24 protein-coding genes and 1 pseudogene are annotated in these 15,841 nt (G+C 68.0%); 21 read left to right on the forward strand and 4 right to left on the reverse strand.

Features of this window, described 5'->3' with window-relative positions:
• The first annotated feature begins 74 nt into the window (after positions 1-74).
• The 16 genes from ABZT74_RS06270 to ABZT74_RS06345 all read left to right on the forward strand — a co-directional run bounded on the left by ABZT74_RS06270 (position 75) and on the right by ABZT74_RS06345 (position 7,906).
• Complete coding sequence (locus tag ABZT74_RS06270; RefSeq protein ID WP_356433581.1) at positions 75-362, forward strand: HNH endonuclease signature motif containing protein; 288 nt, start codon at positions 75-77, stop codon at positions 360-362.
• Positions 363-621: 259 nt separating this feature from the next.
• On the forward strand, positions 622-990 hold the full coding sequence (locus ABZT74_RS06275) for a hypothetical protein (protein WP_356433582.1): 369 nt from the start codon (positions 622-624) through the stop codon (positions 988-990).
• A complete protein-coding gene (locus ABZT74_RS06280) occupies positions 991-1,212 on the forward strand; it encodes a hypothetical protein (protein WP_356433583.1) in 222 nt (73 codons plus the stop codon).
• Positions 1,213-1,374: 162 nt separating this feature from the next.
• Positions 1,375-2,151 (forward strand): sigma factor, encoded by a 777-nt coding sequence (locus ABZT74_RS06285; protein ID WP_356433584.1) that lies wholly within the window; start codon positions 1,375-1,377, stop codon positions 2,149-2,151.
• Between the two features lie 28 nt (positions 2,152-2,179).
• On the forward strand, positions 2,180-2,326 hold the full coding sequence (locus ABZT74_RS06290; RefSeq protein ID WP_356433585.1) for a hypothetical protein: 147 nt from the start codon (positions 2,180-2,182) through the stop codon (positions 2,324-2,326).
• 49 nt (positions 2,327-2,375) lie between these two features.
• Positions 2,376-2,783: a hypothetical protein gene (locus ABZT74_RS06295; protein WP_356433586.1), complete on the forward strand. Its 408-nt coding sequence runs from the start codon at positions 2,376-2,378 to the stop codon at positions 2,781-2,783.
• 42 nt (positions 2,784-2,825) lie between these two features.
• Positions 2,826-3,317: a hypothetical protein gene (locus ABZT74_RS06300; RefSeq protein ID WP_356433587.1), complete on the forward strand. Its 492-nt coding sequence runs from the start codon at positions 2,826-2,828 to the stop codon at positions 3,315-3,317.
• Positions 3,318-3,363: 46 nt separating this feature from the next.
• Positions 3,364-3,699, forward strand: coding sequence for a hypothetical protein (locus ABZT74_RS06305; protein ID WP_356433588.1), 336 nt, complete (start codon positions 3,364-3,366; stop codon positions 3,697-3,699).
• A gap of 132 nt (positions 3,700-3,831) precedes the next feature.
• Positions 3,832-3,978, forward strand: a complete 147-nt coding sequence (locus ABZT74_RS06310; protein WP_356433589.1) for a hypothetical protein — start codon at positions 3,832-3,834, stop codon at positions 3,976-3,978.
• A 335-nt stretch (positions 3,979-4,313) separates the two neighbouring features.
• Positions 4,314-4,526, forward strand: a complete 213-nt coding sequence (locus ABZT74_RS06315; protein ID WP_356433590.1) for a hypothetical protein — start codon at positions 4,314-4,316, stop codon at positions 4,524-4,526.
• Positions 4,523-4,675 (forward strand): hypothetical protein, encoded by a 153-nt coding sequence (locus tag ABZT74_RS06320; RefSeq protein WP_356433591.1) that lies wholly within the window; start codon positions 4,523-4,525, stop codon positions 4,673-4,675. Before ABZT74_RS06315 ends, ABZT74_RS06320 begins: the two co-directional genes overlap by 4 nt.
• Positions 4,672-5,529, forward strand: a complete 858-nt coding sequence (locus ABZT74_RS06325; RefSeq protein ID WP_356433592.1) for a hypothetical protein — start codon at positions 4,672-4,674, stop codon at positions 5,527-5,529. The genes ABZT74_RS06320 and ABZT74_RS06325 overlap by 4 nt, the downstream gene beginning before the upstream one ends.
• 247 nt (positions 5,530-5,776) lie before the next feature.
• Positions 5,777-6,508, forward strand: a complete 732-nt coding sequence (locus tag ABZT74_RS06330; protein ID WP_356433593.1) for a hypothetical protein — start codon at positions 5,777-5,779, stop codon at positions 6,506-6,508.
• A gap of 85 nt (positions 6,509-6,593) precedes the next feature.
• Positions 6,594-7,217 carry a DUF2637 domain-containing protein gene (locus tag ABZT74_RS06335; protein WP_356433594.1) on the forward strand — a complete coding sequence of 208 codons (624 nt, stop codon included), beginning with the start codon at positions 6,594-6,596 and terminating at the stop codon, positions 7,215-7,217.
• 9 nt (positions 7,218-7,226) lie between these two features.
• Positions 7,227-7,691 carry a hypothetical protein gene (locus ABZT74_RS06340; RefSeq protein ID WP_356433595.1) on the forward strand — a complete coding sequence of 155 codons (465 nt, stop codon included), beginning with the start codon at positions 7,227-7,229 and terminating at the stop codon, positions 7,689-7,691.
• Complete coding sequence (locus tag ABZT74_RS06345; protein WP_356433596.1) at positions 7,688-7,906, forward strand: hypothetical protein; 219 nt, start codon at positions 7,688-7,690, stop codon at positions 7,904-7,906. Before ABZT74_RS06340 ends, ABZT74_RS06345 begins: the two co-directional genes overlap by 4 nt.
• A 52-nt stretch (positions 7,907-7,958) precedes the next feature.
• On the opposite strand, the gene ABZT74_RS06350 is transcribed toward ABZT74_RS06345, so the two are convergent.
• Positions 7,959-8,174 carry a DUF397 domain-containing protein gene (locus ABZT74_RS06350; RefSeq protein ID WP_356433597.1) on the reverse strand — a complete coding sequence of 72 codons (216 nt, stop codon included), beginning with the start codon at positions 8,172-8,174 and terminating at the stop codon, positions 7,959-7,961.
• Positions 8,171-9,025: a helix-turn-helix transcriptional regulator gene (locus ABZT74_RS06355; protein ID WP_356433598.1), complete on the reverse strand. Its 855-nt coding sequence runs from the start codon at positions 9,023-9,025 to the stop codon at positions 8,171-8,173. The genes ABZT74_RS06350 and ABZT74_RS06355 overlap by 4 nt, the downstream gene beginning before the upstream one ends.
• Before the next feature lie 248 nt (positions 9,026-9,273).
• On the opposite strand from ABZT74_RS06355, the gene ABZT74_RS06360 reads away from it, so the two are divergent.
• The 3 genes and pseudogenes from ABZT74_RS06360 to ABZT74_RS06370 all read left to right on the forward strand — a co-directional run.
• Entirely contained in the window at positions 9,274-9,498 is a 225-nt protein-coding gene (locus tag ABZT74_RS06360) for a hypothetical protein (RefSeq protein ID WP_356433599.1), read from the forward strand.
• Positions 9,495-9,722, forward strand: a complete 228-nt coding sequence (locus ABZT74_RS06365) for a hypothetical protein (protein WP_356433600.1) — start codon at positions 9,495-9,497, stop codon at positions 9,720-9,722. The genes ABZT74_RS06360 and ABZT74_RS06365 overlap by 4 nt, the downstream gene beginning before the upstream one ends.
• 425 nt (positions 9,723-10,147) lie before the next feature.
• Positions 10,148-11,050: pseudogene (locus tag ABZT74_RS06370) on the forward strand (AMP-binding protein); the annotation flags it as partial.
• Positions 11,051-11,153: 103 nt separating this feature from the next.
• On the opposite strand, the gene ABZT74_RS06375 reads toward ABZT74_RS06370, so the two are convergent.
• Positions 11,154-12,227 (reverse strand): hypothetical protein, encoded by a 1,074-nt coding sequence (locus ABZT74_RS06375; RefSeq protein WP_356433601.1) that lies wholly within the window; start codon positions 12,225-12,227, stop codon positions 11,154-11,156.
• Positions 12,228-12,433: 206 nt separating this feature from the next.
• Between ABZT74_RS06375 and gcl the strand changes: the two genes are divergently transcribed.
• A complete protein-coding gene (gene gcl, locus ABZT74_RS06380; RefSeq protein WP_356175692.1) occupies positions 12,434-14,218 on the forward strand; it encodes a glyoxylate carboligase in 1,785 nt (594 codons plus the stop codon).
• 113 nt (positions 14,219-14,331) lie between these two features.
• A complete protein-coding gene (locus tag ABZT74_RS06385; RefSeq protein WP_356175695.1) occupies positions 14,332-15,243 on the forward strand; it encodes an alpha/beta hydrolase in 912 nt (303 codons plus the stop codon).
• A 321-nt stretch (positions 15,244-15,564) separates the two neighbouring features.
• Here the strand turns inward: ABZT74_RS06385 and ABZT74_RS06390 are convergent, their stop codons facing one another.
• Positions 15,565-15,810 carry a hypothetical protein gene (locus ABZT74_RS06390; protein ID WP_355869437.1) on the reverse strand — a complete coding sequence of 82 codons (246 nt, stop codon included), beginning with the start codon at positions 15,808-15,810 and terminating at the stop codon, positions 15,565-15,567.
• Between the last annotated feature and the right edge of the window lie 31 nt (positions 15,811-15,841).

The raw sequence follows: 15,841 nt of genomic DNA on the forward strand, positions 1-15,841 counted from the left end.
CGGGACGCGCGGCGGCACCTGCCCGAGGGGTGGCGGAAATCCATCCCTCGGGGACCCGCTCCGTTGCCCGTCCCATGCACACCACACCTTGCCTGCGGCCCCCGGAGCCCCCGCTCTACCCGTCGCGACGTGACGCACTGCGACGGTGGGAGGAACAGGAGTTGTGGACTTGCACCTACTGTGACAGCGCGTTCGGCGAAAAGGTTGTACTGGAGATGGACCACGTACGTCCGCTTGCGAAGGGTGGCCTTCACGAGTGGGCGAACCTCGTCCCCGCATGCAGTCTCTGCAATCGGTCCAAAGGTGACCAGGACGTGTGCAGTTGGCTTGCACAAACCGCAGGCCAGGGGTCTACAGCGTGAGCGGATTCGACTACACAGCGGCACTTGCGACGCTATGGGCGAGATCCACACGGCGCACACATGTCACAGATTCGTAACGGGTCTTTGTTGACCATTAAGTTGTGCCGTCCGACATAACCGCAGGTGAGATTGGGCGGACGACATAAGTACTACCGGGTAGCCGCCAAGCTGTCGCACGGTAACAACCGGTCAAAAGGCTACAGACCAGTACAGACGCCGGACTTTGTTCGGCCACATGGCAATTGCCCGTGGAGGTTTGGTGACCTACAGTCCTGATCACGTCGCAGACGGACAACGAATGATCGAGCTTCTGGACACGCTCCAACGTGATCTAGACGAGGTCCGACAGTTCGTGACCGCCTACGGCGATGCAGTAACCATGCCGGGGCGACGTCCCGACGTGGATGCGGACGGTACAGGCCGGCAGGCGACGCACGGACCATCCCGCCCGACCGAAGCAACGGCGCTCGACGAACGCCGTGCAGCTCTTCATGAAGAACTGAAGATCGGCGCCCGGCTCCTGCCCTACGCAATAGCGACAGTCCGTGGCGTCTCCGCATCCATGGACCGGATGCTCTCCCTGTGGGAAGGGGAGTATCCGGACCAAAGCTCCCCAGGGGGGGACTAGTTGATCATTTTGACGGGGCCGCAGAGCACTGACGACGAGCGGGGCTTCCTTGAAGAGATGGCTGCGTTCTTCGACGCGAAGCTCACGTGCGGATGCAGTGTCGAGTGGGCTGCGGTAACCGATCTGTACTGCCTGCCTGGTTGGGAGGGGTGTTCCACGGCCGTCGCTGACGTCAGCATCGCGGAAGCCTTCGGGCTGCTCATCCGGTACATCGTGCTCTGAGACGCGCTAAACGACTCACGCACTAGGCGCCCCCGTTCCTGCGCGGGACGGGGGCTTTCGTTTACCTAAATCACTGTGTGACCCAGGTCACAAAAGTACCGCGTCACATCACCCTCGAATTCCCCCATTACCTAAGCGTCAGACACTCACGGAGGAGCCCGCATGAACCGCATCGAAGTCACGGACGAGCAGATCCACGCAGCGCAGGCCGGGGACAGCGACGCCATGTGGGCCATCGTCCAGCGCGTAGACCCGATGCTGAAGAGCATCATCCGCAGCACCATCCCCGCCGCGAGCACGGAGGACGCGGAGGACTACTTGCAGGAAGCGCGTGCGGTTCTGATCCAGCACGTCCGTGACTACGACTCCTCCTCGTCCGCCGCGCAGCTCACTTCCTACGTCTACCGCGCCGTACGCCGTGCGGTGATGGAGGCGGACATCATGACGAAGTCGCCTCTGACCCTGGACCCGACGGCCGCGATCCGTGTGCGCCGCGCGCTGTGGGAGTGCGGGGGCGACATGGAGAAGGCGTGGGCAACCTTCCGTGACGCTGCCTCCCCGACGAAGCGCATGACGCGTGAACTGTTCATCGCGATGGTAGAGGCGCTCGCGGGCACGGAGAGCCTGGACGCCCCCGCTAACACCGGATCTGGGCAGGAGACACACGAAACACTCACACTTGCCGACGTCATCGCCGACAAGGACGCCACCGTGACGGACCCGCTGGAGCGTCGGGACCTGGCCCGGTGGCTCATGACGCAGATCCCGCAGCGTCAGTCCCTCGCACTCCGCGCGTTCTTCGGCGTCGGTATGGAGCGTCGCCCCGACCAGGACGTCTGTGCCGACCTTGAAGTCAACGGAGCGGCTCTCCGCCGGCTCCGCTCCCGGGGTACGTCCTCCGCCCGCTACGTGGCCGAAGCTCACGACCTCGCAGCGTGAATCACTCACTCGCAAAGGACTCCAGACCATGAACCGACTTCCCTCCCTCGACGACTACGACGTCCAGGGCGTCCGCCCCGACGAAGCCGCTCTCTGGGGCGACGACATCAGATACGCGGTGGAGGCCCTGAATGACTCACCGCTCCCCGAAGGTTTCTCGATCGACTTCGCCTGACCGACACGCGTTAAACGACTCACGCTTCTAAAAGACACGAGGAGAGCACATGTACGCGGCTGAGACGCTGAGCGAGGACGAGGACAACGGCACGATGCCGGACAACGTGGCGAGCCTGAGTGAGGCCGTCGTGGGTCACCGCATCGTCAGCGTGGAGACGGGCGGCACTGGCCGTTGGGGCAATGACCGAACCGTGATCACGCTGGACAACGGCAAGCGTGTGGTCCTGGAGGGTACGGACGACTGCTGTGCGTACACGGAGCTGACGAGCTTCCTCCTGCACGCGGACAAGGTCGACCACATCATCACGGGCGTCGGGACGACGAACGGCTTCAACACCTGGCACATCTTCGCCGACATGGGCGACGTGCTTGAACTGTCCGTCGGCTGGAGTTCCGGAAATCCGTTCTACTACGGCTACGGCTTCAAGATAAGCGTCTCCGACCTGTCCGACTGACCGACGACGCAAGCCACTCACGCACAGACACGAGGAGAGAACATGACCATCGAACTGAGCTGCATGCACGACGCAGACGACCGCGTCTCCGTCTACCGGGACTCTGACGGGGAGATCGCGTTCCGCACCCCCGGCGCATCCGTCTACACCACCGATGAGGACGCCCGCGCGTTCGGCCGCAAGATCCTGGCACTCGTCGACGGGGACGAGCCGGCCCCCGTGGCGGAGGTCATTCGCGTCGGGGACCGTGTGGAGATCCTGCCGTCCCGGCAGAACACGACCACTGCGGGCCGTGTGGGCGTCGTGACCAGCATCGACGTGTACGACGACCAGCTTCCCTACCGCATCGCCACCGAGGACCCCGACCCGCAGTTCGTCGCGTGGGCTTCGCAGGTTCGCAAGATCGGTGCTCCGCCCGCGTCCAGCGACGCCCGAGACGACACGTTCTCGCGAGCGAAGCTGTGGCTCGTCGACACGGAGCACACGGCCGCAGACATCATCCGACTCGCGGAGTTCCTGGCCGGCCCCGCGTAACCCCGCAACGTTCTACGGATCGCACGACACTCGCAGAGGAGAGAACATGACCGCGTACATCGCCCGTTGCCGGGACCGCTCGTCTGACTACATCGTCGCCACGAAGCGCGGGGCGGACGTCGAGCTGGAGATGCACGTCTTTGGTGACTACCAGGGTGAGGTGTTCGCCAATCCCGCGGACGCCCGCACCTTCGCCCGCGGCATCCTGGCCCTGGCGGACGAGATCGACGGGGGAGAGGTGAAGGAGGCGCCGGCCGTCGACGCCCCCACTCGCAGCTACCGCGCGAAGTACGTCGTTGAGGCGTGCGAACTCCTGGAGAACCTGGCCCCCGACGCCGATGCGATCACTCGTCTCGCGGAGTTCCTGGCCGCCGGCAAGTAGACACGCTAGTCGTTTGACGCTCCCCCCTCCAGAGGTGTTGTGCCGGACGCCATAACTGTGCGATAGTCGAGGAACGCAAGCGACACACGCAGCGGGGCGCCTCACACGGGGCGCCCCAGGGGAGGGGACGAGATGTTCGAGTTCGGCGACGTCATCCGGATCGTCAACAACTACGGTCAGGCAGGTACGGCGACGGTGATCCATCAGGACGGCGACACGCTGACGGTCGACTACCTGAACTGCATGCACACCTTCGACGTCTCCCGGGTCATCGGCTAGTGCCGGCACTTCGTGTCAACGAGGCGAAAGTGTTCGCCACCCGCGCTGGCGCCTCATGGTGGGCCCTGTACCGCCAGCGCGGGACTGAAAGTCGGTTCACCCCCGTGATTGTGAGCATCGCCGGAGACCTTGTCGACGTGGCGTGTGAATCGCCAGAGGACGCGGAGTGGCTTCGGTCGCACATGGTTGCGGTCGGGGTACCAGCCACCGCACTGAAGCTCGTCAACTAGCAGTCCGCCCCGCAGAGGCATCGCCCGATCACCCGGCACCCCCAGTGCCGGCGGGCGCGCGGTTCGAATCCGCGGCGGGGCACTCGAAGACCCGAAGGAGAAGGCATGTTCCAAGAGATCAAGGCTCGTCGCGCTGCTCGCCGGCTCGTCGAAGCGTTCCCGGAGGTCACGGAGGAACGGGCTCGTGAACGAGCCCGGAGGATGCTTCGTGAGTACCCGTCGCTGACGGCCGCGCACGTTGCTGACTACCTCGTCTACGGGGAGCACACGGCGCAGACATACGAGCGGCTTGCCGCGATTGGGAGGGCGTGGGCATGAGCAACTCCCGTGACGACGCCGTCAAGGCCGCGTTCGACCGTTTCCACACCACGTCGACGACCAACCGCAAGAGCGCCGTCTCCCAGCTCCACACCGACATGAAGCGCGCGGGTGGCCCCGTGCCGGCCCGGGACGAGGAGAAGTCATGATCTACAAACTCATGGACGGCCGACGCATCCGCGTCGTCCCGCTCCGCGGGGAGAACGAGGGGACCTTCGAGTTCGAGACGTACCACGTGACGCCCGCGCCCGAAGCGCAGCGCGTGACGGACAGCGTCGAGTACCTGAGCGGGGACGACGCGGAGAGTCGCATCTCCGCACTGCGCATCGGCAACGCGATCCGCTTCGGCGCCGTCTACGGAGGAGGCCCCCAACTCGCCCACACCGGACGCCCGTCCCGCGCTCCCTCCCGCATCGCCGGAGCCCTGGCCGTCGTCGCCACGGTAGGCGCTCTGTCCGTCGTCACGTCCCCCGACGCCGCGACCCCGACGCACCTCTCCGACGTCACCACGGCGCCCGTGCTCACGCCCTCCCCGACGCACATGACGCCGTACCGTCCGACGCCCCGCCCGTCGACGCACACGACGCGTGAGGGGGTGCGTGCGACACTCACGGCCATCCCCTCCACGTCGCTCGCCACGCCGTCGACGAGGCCGACGAAGCGCCACCCGATCGCGAAGGCCCCGGCGGACATCAGGATCACGTACTACCGGAACTGCACCACAAACCCTCAGCCGTGCATCGACGCCGGAGCGCTGACGTTCTACGCAGGCCGCATCCTCGCGGGGCACAACTACATGGGGTATCAGTGGCTCTCGCGCGTGCCCGTGGGGAGGACGGTCCGCGTCATCTCCGGCCCCATGGCGGGGACCTACCGGGTCTACGGACACCTCGTCATCCCGCGTCAGGGCGGCGCGATTCCCGCCTTCGCCGGCTCGCCTGCGCTCGTCCTCCAGGCGTGCGAGGGGAGCGGGACGGGGTTCTCGTTGCTGCATCGAATCTAGGAGGCTCCATGCCCATGCTGGGTTCGAACTGCCCCGACGGTCCCGGAGGACGTGACTGCCACTGCTGCGGACAACCGCCGGGACGGGCTCGACGGGCGGCGCGACGATCCGCCCGTCGGAAGGAGCGGCACTCGTGGCGGCGGGAGGTGCGTCAAACGACTGACGTTTCTCGCCGCGAACCGTTGTGCCGGACGCCATAACTGTGCGATAGTTCTACCAACGCGAGGCACACACGAGGGAGACGGACATGAATACCTGCACCGCCACTCACCGCAAGATCGTCCGCTCCTGGGGCACCGCCACTGAGTACGGTCACAAGGCGTGCGGTGCGCCGGCGACGAAGGTCCGTCAGGTCAAGCAGGCACACGGCGACTACACGTGGCCGGTGCACTTCTGCGACGAGCACGCCCGCCCGACGGACGAGGACATCGTCACGGAGGAGCTGGCCCCCGTCGAGCACCGCGAGACCACGGTCCGCGTCGCCAGTGTCACGCGCGTCATTCGCACGGAGGTTGGCGGCAAGATCCGCACCGTCAAGCAGCTCGAAACGGCGCACACAAAGGCCGTGCGCACGTTCATCGACGCAGCTCGTCAAGCCGAGTTGGACGAGCGATACGCCGACATGGTGACTGCCGCGCAGGCGCCACAAGAGGACGCGGAAGGGTGGCCCGGTTCCGGGGAGCGTCGACGTCGACGTGCCCTTGCCGACGCTGACGCATGGCGCGCAAAGTATGGGAAGGTTAAGTCCGTCAAGGTCATCGCAAGCGCGTGGGACGCGGCAGTCAAGCCGCTTACGGCGCTGCGCACGACGGACCCCACGACGTACCTCACCGAGGTTGCGCCGGGCCACTACGCCACGGCGGAGGCCGCGGAGGGGCTCTTCGACCTCCCGGAGGCCCCGGAGCCGGAGCCGAGCCCGATTGTCCGTCTCGACGGTGAGTCGTTCCTCGACGCTCTTCTGAAGAACGTCGCCGCGTAACCCCCCTGGAGCCCCCGTCAATTGCGCTGACGGGGGCTCCGCCGCACGAACCATTCACACACCCCCGCACACGAACCGAGGAGCCATGAGAGCCGCCAACCTGCGTGACCCGCTTCTGATTCAGGCCGTCATTGCCGGATCTCTGTCGTTCGCCCACATCCACGACATTGCCGAAGCGGCCGGCCAGGGCGGATGGAAGGCGTGGGCGTACCCGGTGAGCGTCGACCTCTTGCTGATCATGGCCTGGAAGCAGGTGCGGGAAGCGGACGAGGGTTCGAAGCGCTCCGCAAAGGTGTGGTTCTGGCTGTCGCTCGCGGCGTCCATGAGCGCGAATGTGGCCACGGCCGGCGTTCTGGACCTGGCGCACCCGCCCGTGTCGATGCGCGTGCTCGTCGCCGTGTGGCCCGTGCTCGCGTTCTTCGGTGGATCGCTCCTCGTCCACTCCCGCAAGACACCCACGGAGACGCCACAGGAGCCCGCGGAGGAGCCGGCGAAGGAAGAGACCCCGGCACCGCCGGTAGCCCCCAGGAAGCCCCAACTAGCGACGTACGCGGAGGCTGCGGCTGTCGCCGGTGTCGACCCCGTGACGATCCGCGGCGCAGCGAACGGCCCCCGTGCCCGGCTCGCGAAGTTTCAGACCACCGAAGGACCCCGCGTCGACCTGGACGAGGTCCGTAAGGTCTACAGCCTGCGCCCCGTGGGCGCGTGAGGAGCGACGATGCAGAACATCACGGTCCCCGGAAACAGAGACTCTGACACGACGGTGAGCGCGACGGACGGGGAAGTGCAGATCTTCTCCGACGATGGCGACTACGCCCCTCCCACTACGGCGTTCCATACCCCCGCGCAGGCGCGCGAACTCGCCGACGCTCTCCTCCGCGCGGCTGACGATGCGGAAGGACTGGGTACACCTTGCCTCGTCCTGCGCCCCGTTCCGGCGGACAAGATCCACGCCCGTGCCCGGGAAAGAATGCGGACGCACGTGTTCGTGAAGGTGTGCGCCACCGACCGGAACCCCGACGACAAGGGTTACCGGCTTGTCGGTTACTACCTCTTCGCAACTCGCGAGGCATGGTACGGAGCGTCGGACGAAGAGCGAGAGCGGGCGGTAAACGTGGCCGTAAAAGTTGTCGCGACGGAAGGTGGGGTACGTCCGTCGGACGATGGGGCGGTGAAACGATGACCGACGAACCGAGCGGCCACACGATTGTGACAGCCGACGAACTGAGGGAGGGTGATGTCCTGTTCGCCGACCGTGCCGTCACCGTTGCCAACGTGGTGAGTCTGCTCAACCGCGCGGTCCTGGTCACGTGGCGCCACGGAACCGACACGTGGGACAACGTGTACGGAGCAAAGCGGAGCATTCAGCTTGCGAGCCGCGGGCCCAAACCTGAGTAGGAACACGAGAGCCCCCGTCACACCACGTGGCGGGGGCTTTTCGCGTTCTACGTCAGGCGACGTCGCCGGACTTCAGGGCGTCGACGAACACGCCCCACGTGGTGTCAGCGAAGACGACCGCCGGGCCGGCGGGAACCTTCGAGTCACGGACGGGCATGGCAGAGGTCATGGCGTTGTGCGCCACCTCCACGCAGTTGTTGTCTCCGCCACTGTACGAGGACTTCGTCCAGTGGAACCCGGTGGACGTCGAGTCAGTGATCATGGTCATTGGATGCTGTCCTTCAGTCGTGCGATGAGGTCGGCCGATTTGTCGAACGGGAGCGCTGCGGCCCTCAGCCGCTCGAACGCACCCCCGTACCGACGAACTTCCGCAGTGTCCTCGACGTATAGCGCGCTCGTCAGGCTCTCCACGAGGACGACGTCAAGATCAGCCGTCTCGGGGAACCCCAGCACTGCAAACGCACCGCTCATCCCGACGTGCGGAGGAGCGTCGAGCGGTAGAACCTGTATCGACACGTGCGGAAGTCTCTGTCTGTCGAGCAGCGATTGCAGTTGCTCGCGCATCATCTCGGGGTTGGTCGTCACCCGGGGGTGGAGAGCCGCTTCGTGGATGACGGCCCACAACTCCAGGGGCTCGCGGCGGGACAAGACGGACTGACGAGCCTGCCGGACGGCGACGAGGGCGTCAGCGTCTTCCGGCTGAGAGTCCATCCTGATGGCATCAATCGTGGCGCGGGCGTACGAGGCCGTCTGAAGGAGTCCAGGGATGAGCGTCGTCTCGTAGGTGCGCATGGATTTGGCGCCGTCTTCGAGACTGATCAAGTCTGCGTACGCGGGGGAGATGATGTCCCGGTAGGTCTGCCACCACCCGCGCTGACGACCGTGCCGGGCGATGCTGTGGAGGACTTCCCGCTTCGCCACGTCGAGCACCCCAACGGTGTCCATCAGCGCGTCAAGGTCGGCCGGCTTGACTCCGAGAATGCCCTTCTCGATTCGGCTGACCTTCGACGGCGTCCAGGAGAGACGGGCGGCGGCCTCTTCAATCTTCAGCTTGGACTCTTCCCGAGCGCGGCGAAGCTCTCCGCCTAGCTGACGTGTCCGTACCGTCGGCTCACCCATGGCCCACCCCCTCATGCCGAATCATCGCGCCCTACTTGTCTCCAGGACCACACCTTTCCATAGGTGACCGTTCCGCGCGCTGATCAGAATGCAATTTTGCAGACTTGAGCTTTCAGCTTGCATTAACGGCCCGTCAGTCGCCACACTAGAAGTGCCATTCCGGGCACGGTGAGTGATCACATGCACGGAAGACACCGGGGCGCGCTGCGTCCAAATCCGGCATGGAACTCCGACGGGGAGGCACAACCGTGGCAGCACTGGAAACGTTCCATCGGCCGATCAGGCCCGACGACGTCAACAACTACGAACCGCCGGTGCCCACTCCCGGTTGCGATATCTGCGGCGCCTGTGCGCGCCAGATGCGGGAGGCGAAGGACCCAGACAGTCCGGCGTACGACCTGTCGCACGCCACTGACCTTGCGGTGGAAATCCGGCGTCACCCGCACGACTGGAAGAAAGGGAAGCTCCGATGACGCTCCCTGGACTCGTCGTCGACGAGGCACCCACCCGCCTGGAGTTGGGACCAAGCGCGCTCCAAGAATGGTTCGAGTGCGCTAAGTGCACGGAGTCCATATACCCGCAGCGCGACGGCAACCGCGAAGGCTGGGCGACGGAGCACGCGCGTCAGAACCCCGGACACACCCGATTCCGCACCGTCCGTCAGCAGGAATACCGCGTAGTCCCCAACACCCCCTGAGCCCGCATGCCGGCCCGTGACGCCGGTGTGCGGTGGGCGCCGCGGGAGTGGTTCGGGTTGAGGTCGTTGAGGTCGGCATCTCCCCACACTCCCGTTGGCGTCCGAAGGGCTCCGTCCCTGGGTTACCTCACCTGGGGACGGAGTCCGCACCTCTCGACGGCGGTCCTTCTTTCCCGCCCGTGAGAGGCGTCCGTCCAGGTGTCCGCCAACTCCCCGTGAGAGGGCCTGGACGGACATGCGCTTCCCTCCCTCCGCTGCTCATCACAAAGCCCGGAGGGAGGGGCGCCGCTCCGACGGCGAAGCCTCCTAGGAGGTGTCAGGAGCGGCACGGAGCCCCGCTTGCCAACGGTCCCCACCGTTCTCGGCAAGCGGGGCTCTCTCGTTTTCGCTGATGGGGTAGACGGTGCACGGGTGTCTCGTTACTCTTCGGCATGGTGATGGGGAACCTGGCCGCCACCTCGCACGGCGCGTGCATGGTCATCCCGGCCCCGTCGTTCGACCCGGCGGCGACTCTGGAGGCCGTACAGACGGAGCGGTGCACCTCGCTCTACGGCGTCCCCACCATGTTCATCGCGGAGCTGAACCTCCCCGGCTTCGCCACGTACGACCTGTCCACCCTGCGTACCGGGATCATGGCGGGCTCTCCGTGCCCGGTCGAGGTGATGAAGCGGGTGGTCGCCGAGATGCACATGGCGGAGGTGTCCATCTGCTACGGCATGACCGAGACCTCGCCGGTCTCCCTGCAGACGCGCCGGGACGACGACCTGGAGCACCGCACGGGCACCGTCGGCCGGGTCCTGCCGCACCTCGAGGTCAAGGTCGTCGACCCGGTGGACGGCGTGACCGTGCCGCGCGGCAGCGCCGGAGAGCTGTGCACCCGCGGCTACAGCGTCATGCTCGGCTACTGGGAGGAGCCCGAGCGGACCGCCGAGGCCGTCGACAGCGGGCGCTGGATGCACACCGGGGATCTCGCGACGATGCGCGACGACGGCTACGTCGAGATCGTCGGCCGCATCAAGGACATGATCATCCGCGGCGGCGAGAACATCTACCCGCGCGAGATCGAGGAGTTCCTGTACGCCCACCCGAAGATCGCCGACGTCCAGGTGGTCGGCGTCCCGCACGAGCGCTACGGCGAGGAGGTGCTCGCCTGCGTCATCCCGCGCGACCCGGCGGACCCGCTCACGCTGGAGGAACTGCGGTCCTTCTGCGAGGGCAGGCTCGCGCACTACAAGATCCCCAGCCGGCTGCGGGTCCTGGAGTCGTTCCCGATGACGGTGTCCGGCAAGGTGCGGAAGATCGAACTGCGCGAGACGTACGCCGAGTAGGAGGCCGGGTGCCGGTGCCGGTGCCGGTGCCGGTGTCGGTGTCGGTGTCGGTGTCGGTGTCGGGCCTGCCGGTGCCCGGGCCCCGCGCAGCGTCCGCCGGTGGTCAGCCCGCGACGGCGATCAGGTCGTCGGCCGGGCTGTTCACCGGCTGCGGGGTGCCCGTGAGGTCCAGGACGAACAGCGGTACGCCGAGGGCGTCGGCCCGTGCCAGGGCGTCCTCGGCGTAACCCGCGAGGGAGAAGTACACGCAGGCCGCCGACTCCGTCATCGCCGTCAGCCACAGGCACTCCACGTCCCGCAGCGAGGCGGGGCGCACGGTGGGGTCGACCTGCGCCAGGATGCCGCGCGCGGCGAGCCCGATCCCCGAGGGTGGCCGCTGGTCTGCGCGGCGGACGTCGGGATAGCCCAGCCAGCGCAGATACAGCGCGGCGGCGGTGACCGCGTCCCGGGCGGTCCGGATGGTCACCGGCCGGAACGGGGCCCGCCCTCCGGCACCGGCGTCCCGCGTTCCGACGGCCGCGGCGGCGCGGTCCCGGTCCTCGTCCGGACCGGCACCCACCGACGTGCCGGTGCCGCTGCCGTCGTCCCGGCCGGTGTCCGCCGCCGGGACGGCCGCGTCGGCGAGGGTCCCGGCCTCGTCGCCGGTTCCCCCATCCCCCTGTTGTGCCGCTGCCGCTGCCGCTGCCGCTGCCGCTGCCGCGTGGGCGGACGGAAGGCCCTCGGCCCTCGTGGGGTGACCCGGGCCCGGGGGCCGACGGCTGTCGCCCTCGACCGGCGGGCCGCCCTCGAGGCCGTGCTCCGTGCGTGCTTCCGGGCCGCCGTCGGCGCGCCGGTCGCGCCCCGCGCGGCCCGTGCCCCGATCGGGAGGCGGTGCCCCGGCCGCCCGGACGGGGATCCGCAGCATCGTCCCGCAGTCGCAGCCCAGTTCCGGGTGCGGCCACTGCGTCTCGCGGGCGCAGGCCCCGCAGCGCACGGTGGCCCACTCGTCGTCCCACGCCCGCACGGTCACGACGGTCGGTTCCACAAGTGCGTCGAGTGAGGGCGCGACGGGCACCCCGCACACACAGGGATAGGACTGCGCCGCGTAGACGTGCTCGCGGCGGCAGGCCGGACACCGCACCGGCACGCTCTCGGCCATGGCCCACTCCAGGACGTCACGTCGGGTCAGCGTGCCCATCGTCCTCCAGCCGGGCGGCCTTCGGCAGCGAAACGGCCCGACGCCCCGCGAAGGGGCCGGCCGGACGCCCCACCCTTGACGCTCTCTCCTCCTCCGCCTACATTGCTTCCAGATAGTAGAAGTTAGTTTCCGCAATACGGAATCTAAAGCTCTCCGCGGGGCGCGACGGGGGCGGGAGAATCCGACATCCGAAGCAGGAGAACTCCATGGCTCGTATGACCGCTGCCCGCGCGGCAGTCGAGATCCTCAAGCGCGAGGGCGTCAGCAACGCGTTCGGCGTCCCGGGTGCGGCGATCAACCCCTTCTACGCGGCGCTCAAGGCGTCCGGCGGCATCAGTCACACCCTCGCCCGGCACGTCGAGGGCGCCTCCCACATGGCCGAGGGCTACACCCGTACGCACCCCGGGAACATCGGTGTCTGTATCGGGACCTCGGGCCCGGCGGGCACCGACATGATCACCGGCCTGTACTCCGCGACCGGTGACTCGATCCCGATCCTGTGCATCACCGGCCAGGCGCCGACCGCGGTGATCCACAAGGAGGACTTCCAGGCCGTCGACATCGCGTCGATCGCCAAGCCCGTCACGAAGATGGCCGTCACGGTGCTGGAGGCCGCGCAGGTTCCCGGCGTCTTCCAGCAGGCGTTCCACCTCATGCGCTCCGGGCGTCCCGGGCCGGTCCTCATCGACCTGCCCATCGACGTCCAGCTCACCGAGATCGAGTTCGACCCCGACACCTACGAGCCGCTCCAGGCCTACAAGCCGGCCGCGACCCGCGCCCAGATCGAGAAGGCGATCGGGCTGCTGAACGCCTCCGAGCGTCCCCTGATCGTGGCCGGCGGCGGTGTCATCAACGCCGACGCCACCGAACTCCTCGTCGAGTTCGCCGAGTTGACGGGCACTCCGGTCGTCCCGACGCTCATGGGCTGGGGCATCCTGCCCGACGACCACGAGCTGAACGCCGGCATGGTGGGACTGCAGACCTCGCACCGCTACGGCAACGCGACGTTCCTGGAGTCCGACTTCGTCCTCGGGATCGGCAACCGCTGGGCCAACCGCCACACCGGCAAACTGGACGTCTACACCGCCGGCCGCACCTTCGTGCACGTCGACATCGAGCCCACCCAGATCGGCAAGATCTTCGCCCCGGAATTCGGCATCGCCTCCGACGCGAAGGCCGCCCTGGAGCTCTTCGTCGAGGTGGCACGGGAGTTGAAGACGGCCGGCAGGCTGCCCGACCGCTCCGCCTGGGCCGCCTCCGCTCAGGAGAAGCGGGCCACGCTCCAGCGCCGTACGCACTTCGACGACATCCCGATCAAGCCGCAGCGCGTCTACGAGGAGATGAACAAGGCCTTCGGACCGGAGACCCGGTACGTCTCCACCATCGGCCTCTCGCAAATCGCCGGCGCCCAGATGCTGCACGTCTACCGGCCGCGCCACTGGATCAACTGCGGCCAGGCGGGCCCGCTCGGCTGGACGATCCCGGCCGCTCTCGGTGTCGCCAAGGCCGACCCGGACGCGCAGGTCGTCGCCCTCTCCGGCGACTACGACTTCCAGTTCATGATCGAGGAACTGGCCGTCGGCGCCCAGCACCGGATCCCCTACGTCCACGTCCTCGTGAACAACGCCTACCTGGGCCTGATCCGGCAGGCGCAGATCGGCCTGGACATCAACTTCCAGGTCAACCTGGAGTTTGAGAACATCAACTCCCCCGAGCTGGGCGTCTACGGCGTCGACCACGTCAAGGTCGTCGAGGGTCTCGGCTGCAAGGCGATCAGGGTCACCGACCCGAGCGAGCTGGGCGCGGCCTTCGAGCAGGCCAAGAAGCTCGCCGCCGAGTTCCAGGTCCCCGTCGTCGTCGAGGCGATCCTGGAGCGCGTCACCAACATCGCCATGAGCAAGACCAACGACATCAGCGCCGTCGTGGAGTTCGAGGAGGTCGCGACCGAGCCGGGTCACACCCCCACCTCGATCCGGACCCTCAAGGTCTGACGCGTCACCCACGCGAACAGCACCCACGCGATCAAAGGGGCGGCCCGTCCGGGGAGGACGGGCCGCCCCCGCGCGTTGTTCCCAGGAGCGGACCGTTCCGGCATGCTCGGCCCATGCGGATGACCGTCCCCACCCCCCTCGGCGACATCGCCGTACGCTGCCTCGCGGAGCCCGTCGGCCCGACCCGGCCCGGGCCGGTCCCCGGCCGGTCCGAGGCGCCCGCACTGCTCCTGCTGCACGCCAACCCCGGCGACGGGCGGGACTTCGACGCCGTGCTGCCCGCCCTCGCCGACCGGCACCGCACCTATGTCGTCGACTGGCCCGGCTACGGCGGCTCGACCGCGCGCGACCCCGAACGGGTCACTCCCGAGGGGCTGGTGGCCGTCGCGGAACGGGTGCTCGACGTACTGGCCGAGCGGCACGGAGTGCGCCGGATCGCCGTCCTCGGCAACAGCGTCGGCGGCTACGTCGCCTGCCGTCTCGCCCAGCGGCCGCACCCCGCGGCGGTCACCGCGCTCGTCCTGGTGGACCCCGCCGGATTCACCCGGCACACCGCGCTCACCCGCTGGTTCTGCCGCGAGGTGATGGGCCGCCCCGTACGCGCCCGCCGGCTGGTCGTCCCGCTGGCCCGCGCCTACCTCGGCCGCCTCGGCACGCCCAGCGCGCGGGAGACGTACGCCCGCACCCGCCAACTCCCTTACGAGGAGCGGAGACTGGCCGTGCACTGCGCCATCTGGCGCGGCCTCGCAGACCCGGACTTCAGGCCGGCCGACCCGGCCGGCCTGGACCTGCCGATCCTGCTGCTGTGGGGGAGCCGCGACCCGGTCGTGCCCGCGTTCCTCGACGGCCGCCGTGCCCGAAGCGCGCTCCCCGCACGGGCGTCGAGCGTGCTGCTGCCGACCGGCCACGAACCGTACAACGAACGCCCGGGGCTCTTCCTGCGGCACGTCCTGCCGTTCCTGGACGATCCGGGAGCCGTCGTCCCGAGCCGCGTCAGAAGTCCCAGCCGTCCTCGCGGCAGGTGAGGCCGCGGCAGGGCAGGGCACGCGACAGCGCGACGGTCGAGGCCCAGGGCCCCGCCGCCGCGCTGTCGTTCATGGTGCTTCCCCCGTACCCCCGTGCGGGACCCGCCGCCCCCGTGCCGGCGGGCCCCGTGTGCCGAGAATGTGCCTCATCCGGCGGGAGTTGAAGCCCCCGGGGCGGTGTTCAGAGCTTGATTTGAGGGTTCCGTAGGCCCGGTACGCCCGCTGGTGTACGTCCGGGGTCCGTTTGCCGCCCGTTTCGACGCCCGGGTGTTTCCGGTCCCGCCCGGCCGGGGCGCCGGGCGCCCCGGCGAGCATCGGGACTCACCGGCCGGGGACACCGTCCTCCGGGTACTCGGAGAGTCCGGGCCAGTCGTCGGGACCGCCGCCCAGCCACTGGATGATGTCGCTCTTCTCGACCTCGATCGCGTCCAGGTCGACGTCCGCCTGGCGCAGGATCTCGACCACGTCGTCCAGGTGGTACGCGATGCCGAGCAACCGGTCGCCCGCGGTGACCCGCCGCGATCCGTCCAGGCCGGGCGGGTGCACCACGGTCCGGGGAAATTCCATGCCGTCAGCCTCCATGCTCCCAGGCTGCTGC

The organism is Streptomyces sp. NPDC005302 (assembly GCF_040607345.1).
Taxonomy (GTDB): Bacteria; Actinomycetota; Actinomycetes; order Streptomycetales; family Streptomycetaceae; genus Streptomyces.

Bases quoted from the DNA above. Each gene is read 5' to 3' on its own strand.
- ABZT74_RS06345 (WP_356433596.1), top strand. From the start codon at position 7,688: ATGACCGACGAACCGAGCGGCCACACGATTGTGACAGCCGACGAACTG.
- ABZT74_RS06375 (WP_356433601.1), bottom strand. From the start codon at position 12,227: ATGGGCACGCTGACCCGACGTGACGTCCTGGAGTGGGCCATGGCCGAG.
- ABZT74_RS06385 (WP_356175695.1), top strand. From the start codon at position 14,332: ATGCGGATGACCGTCCCCACCCCCCTCGGCGACATCGCCGTACGCTGC.
- ABZT74_RS06270 (WP_356433581.1), top strand. From the start codon at position 75: ATGCACACCACACCTTGCCTGCGGCCCCCGGAGCCCCCGCTCTACCCG.
- ABZT74_RS06325 (WP_356433592.1), top strand. From the start codon at position 4,672: ATGATCTACAAACTCATGGACGGCCGACGCATCCGCGTCGTCCCGCTC.
- ABZT74_RS06285 (WP_356433584.1), top strand. From the start codon at position 1,375: ATGAACCGCATCGAAGTCACGGACGAGCAGATCCACGCAGCGCAGGCC.
- ABZT74_RS06355 (WP_356433598.1), bottom strand. From the start codon at position 9,025: ATGGGTGAGCCGACGGTACGGACACGTCAGCTAGGCGGAGAGCTTCGC.
- ABZT74_RS06335 (WP_356433594.1), top strand. From the start codon at position 6,594: ATGAGAGCCGCCAACCTGCGTGACCCGCTTCTGATTCAGGCCGTCATT.
- ABZT74_RS06365 (WP_356433600.1), top strand. From the start codon at position 9,495: ATGACGCTCCCTGGACTCGTCGTCGACGAGGCACCCACCCGCCTGGAG.
- ABZT74_RS06330 (WP_356433593.1), top strand. From the start codon at position 5,777: ATGAATACCTGCACCGCCACTCACCGCAAGATCGTCCGCTCCTGGGGC.
- ABZT74_RS06305 (WP_356433588.1), top strand. From the start codon at position 3,364: ATGACCGCGTACATCGCCCGTTGCCGGGACCGCTCGTCTGACTACATC.
- ABZT74_RS06350 (WP_356433597.1), bottom strand. From the start codon at position 8,174: ATGACCATGATCACTGACTCGACGTCCACCGGGTTCCACTGGACGAAG.
- ABZT74_RS06310 (WP_356433589.1), top strand. From the start codon at position 3,832: ATGTTCGAGTTCGGCGACGTCATCCGGATCGTCAACAACTACGGTCAG.
- ABZT74_RS06315 (WP_356433590.1), top strand. From the start codon at position 4,314: ATGTTCCAAGAGATCAAGGCTCGTCGCGCTGCTCGCCGGCTCGTCGAA.
- ABZT74_RS06390 (WP_355869437.1), bottom strand. From the start codon at position 15,810: ATGGAATTTCCCCGGACCGTGGTGCACCCGCCCGGCCTGGACGGATCG.
- ABZT74_RS06300 (WP_356433587.1), top strand. From the start codon at position 2,826: ATGACCATCGAACTGAGCTGCATGCACGACGCAGACGACCGCGTCTCC.
- ABZT74_RS06320 (WP_356433591.1), top strand. From the start codon at position 4,523: ATGAGCAACTCCCGTGACGACGCCGTCAAGGCCGCGTTCGACCGTTTC.
- ABZT74_RS06340 (WP_356433595.1), top strand. From the start codon at position 7,227: ATGCAGAACATCACGGTCCCCGGAAACAGAGACTCTGACACGACGGTG.
- ABZT74_RS06290 (WP_356433585.1), top strand. From the start codon at position 2,180: ATGAACCGACTTCCCTCCCTCGACGACTACGACGTCCAGGGCGTCCGC.
- gcl (WP_356175692.1), top strand. From the start codon at position 12,434: ATGGCTCGTATGACCGCTGCCCGCGCGGCAGTCGAGATCCTCAAGCGC.
- ABZT74_RS06295 (WP_356433586.1), top strand. From the start codon at position 2,376: ATGTACGCGGCTGAGACGCTGAGCGAGGACGAGGACAACGGCACGATG.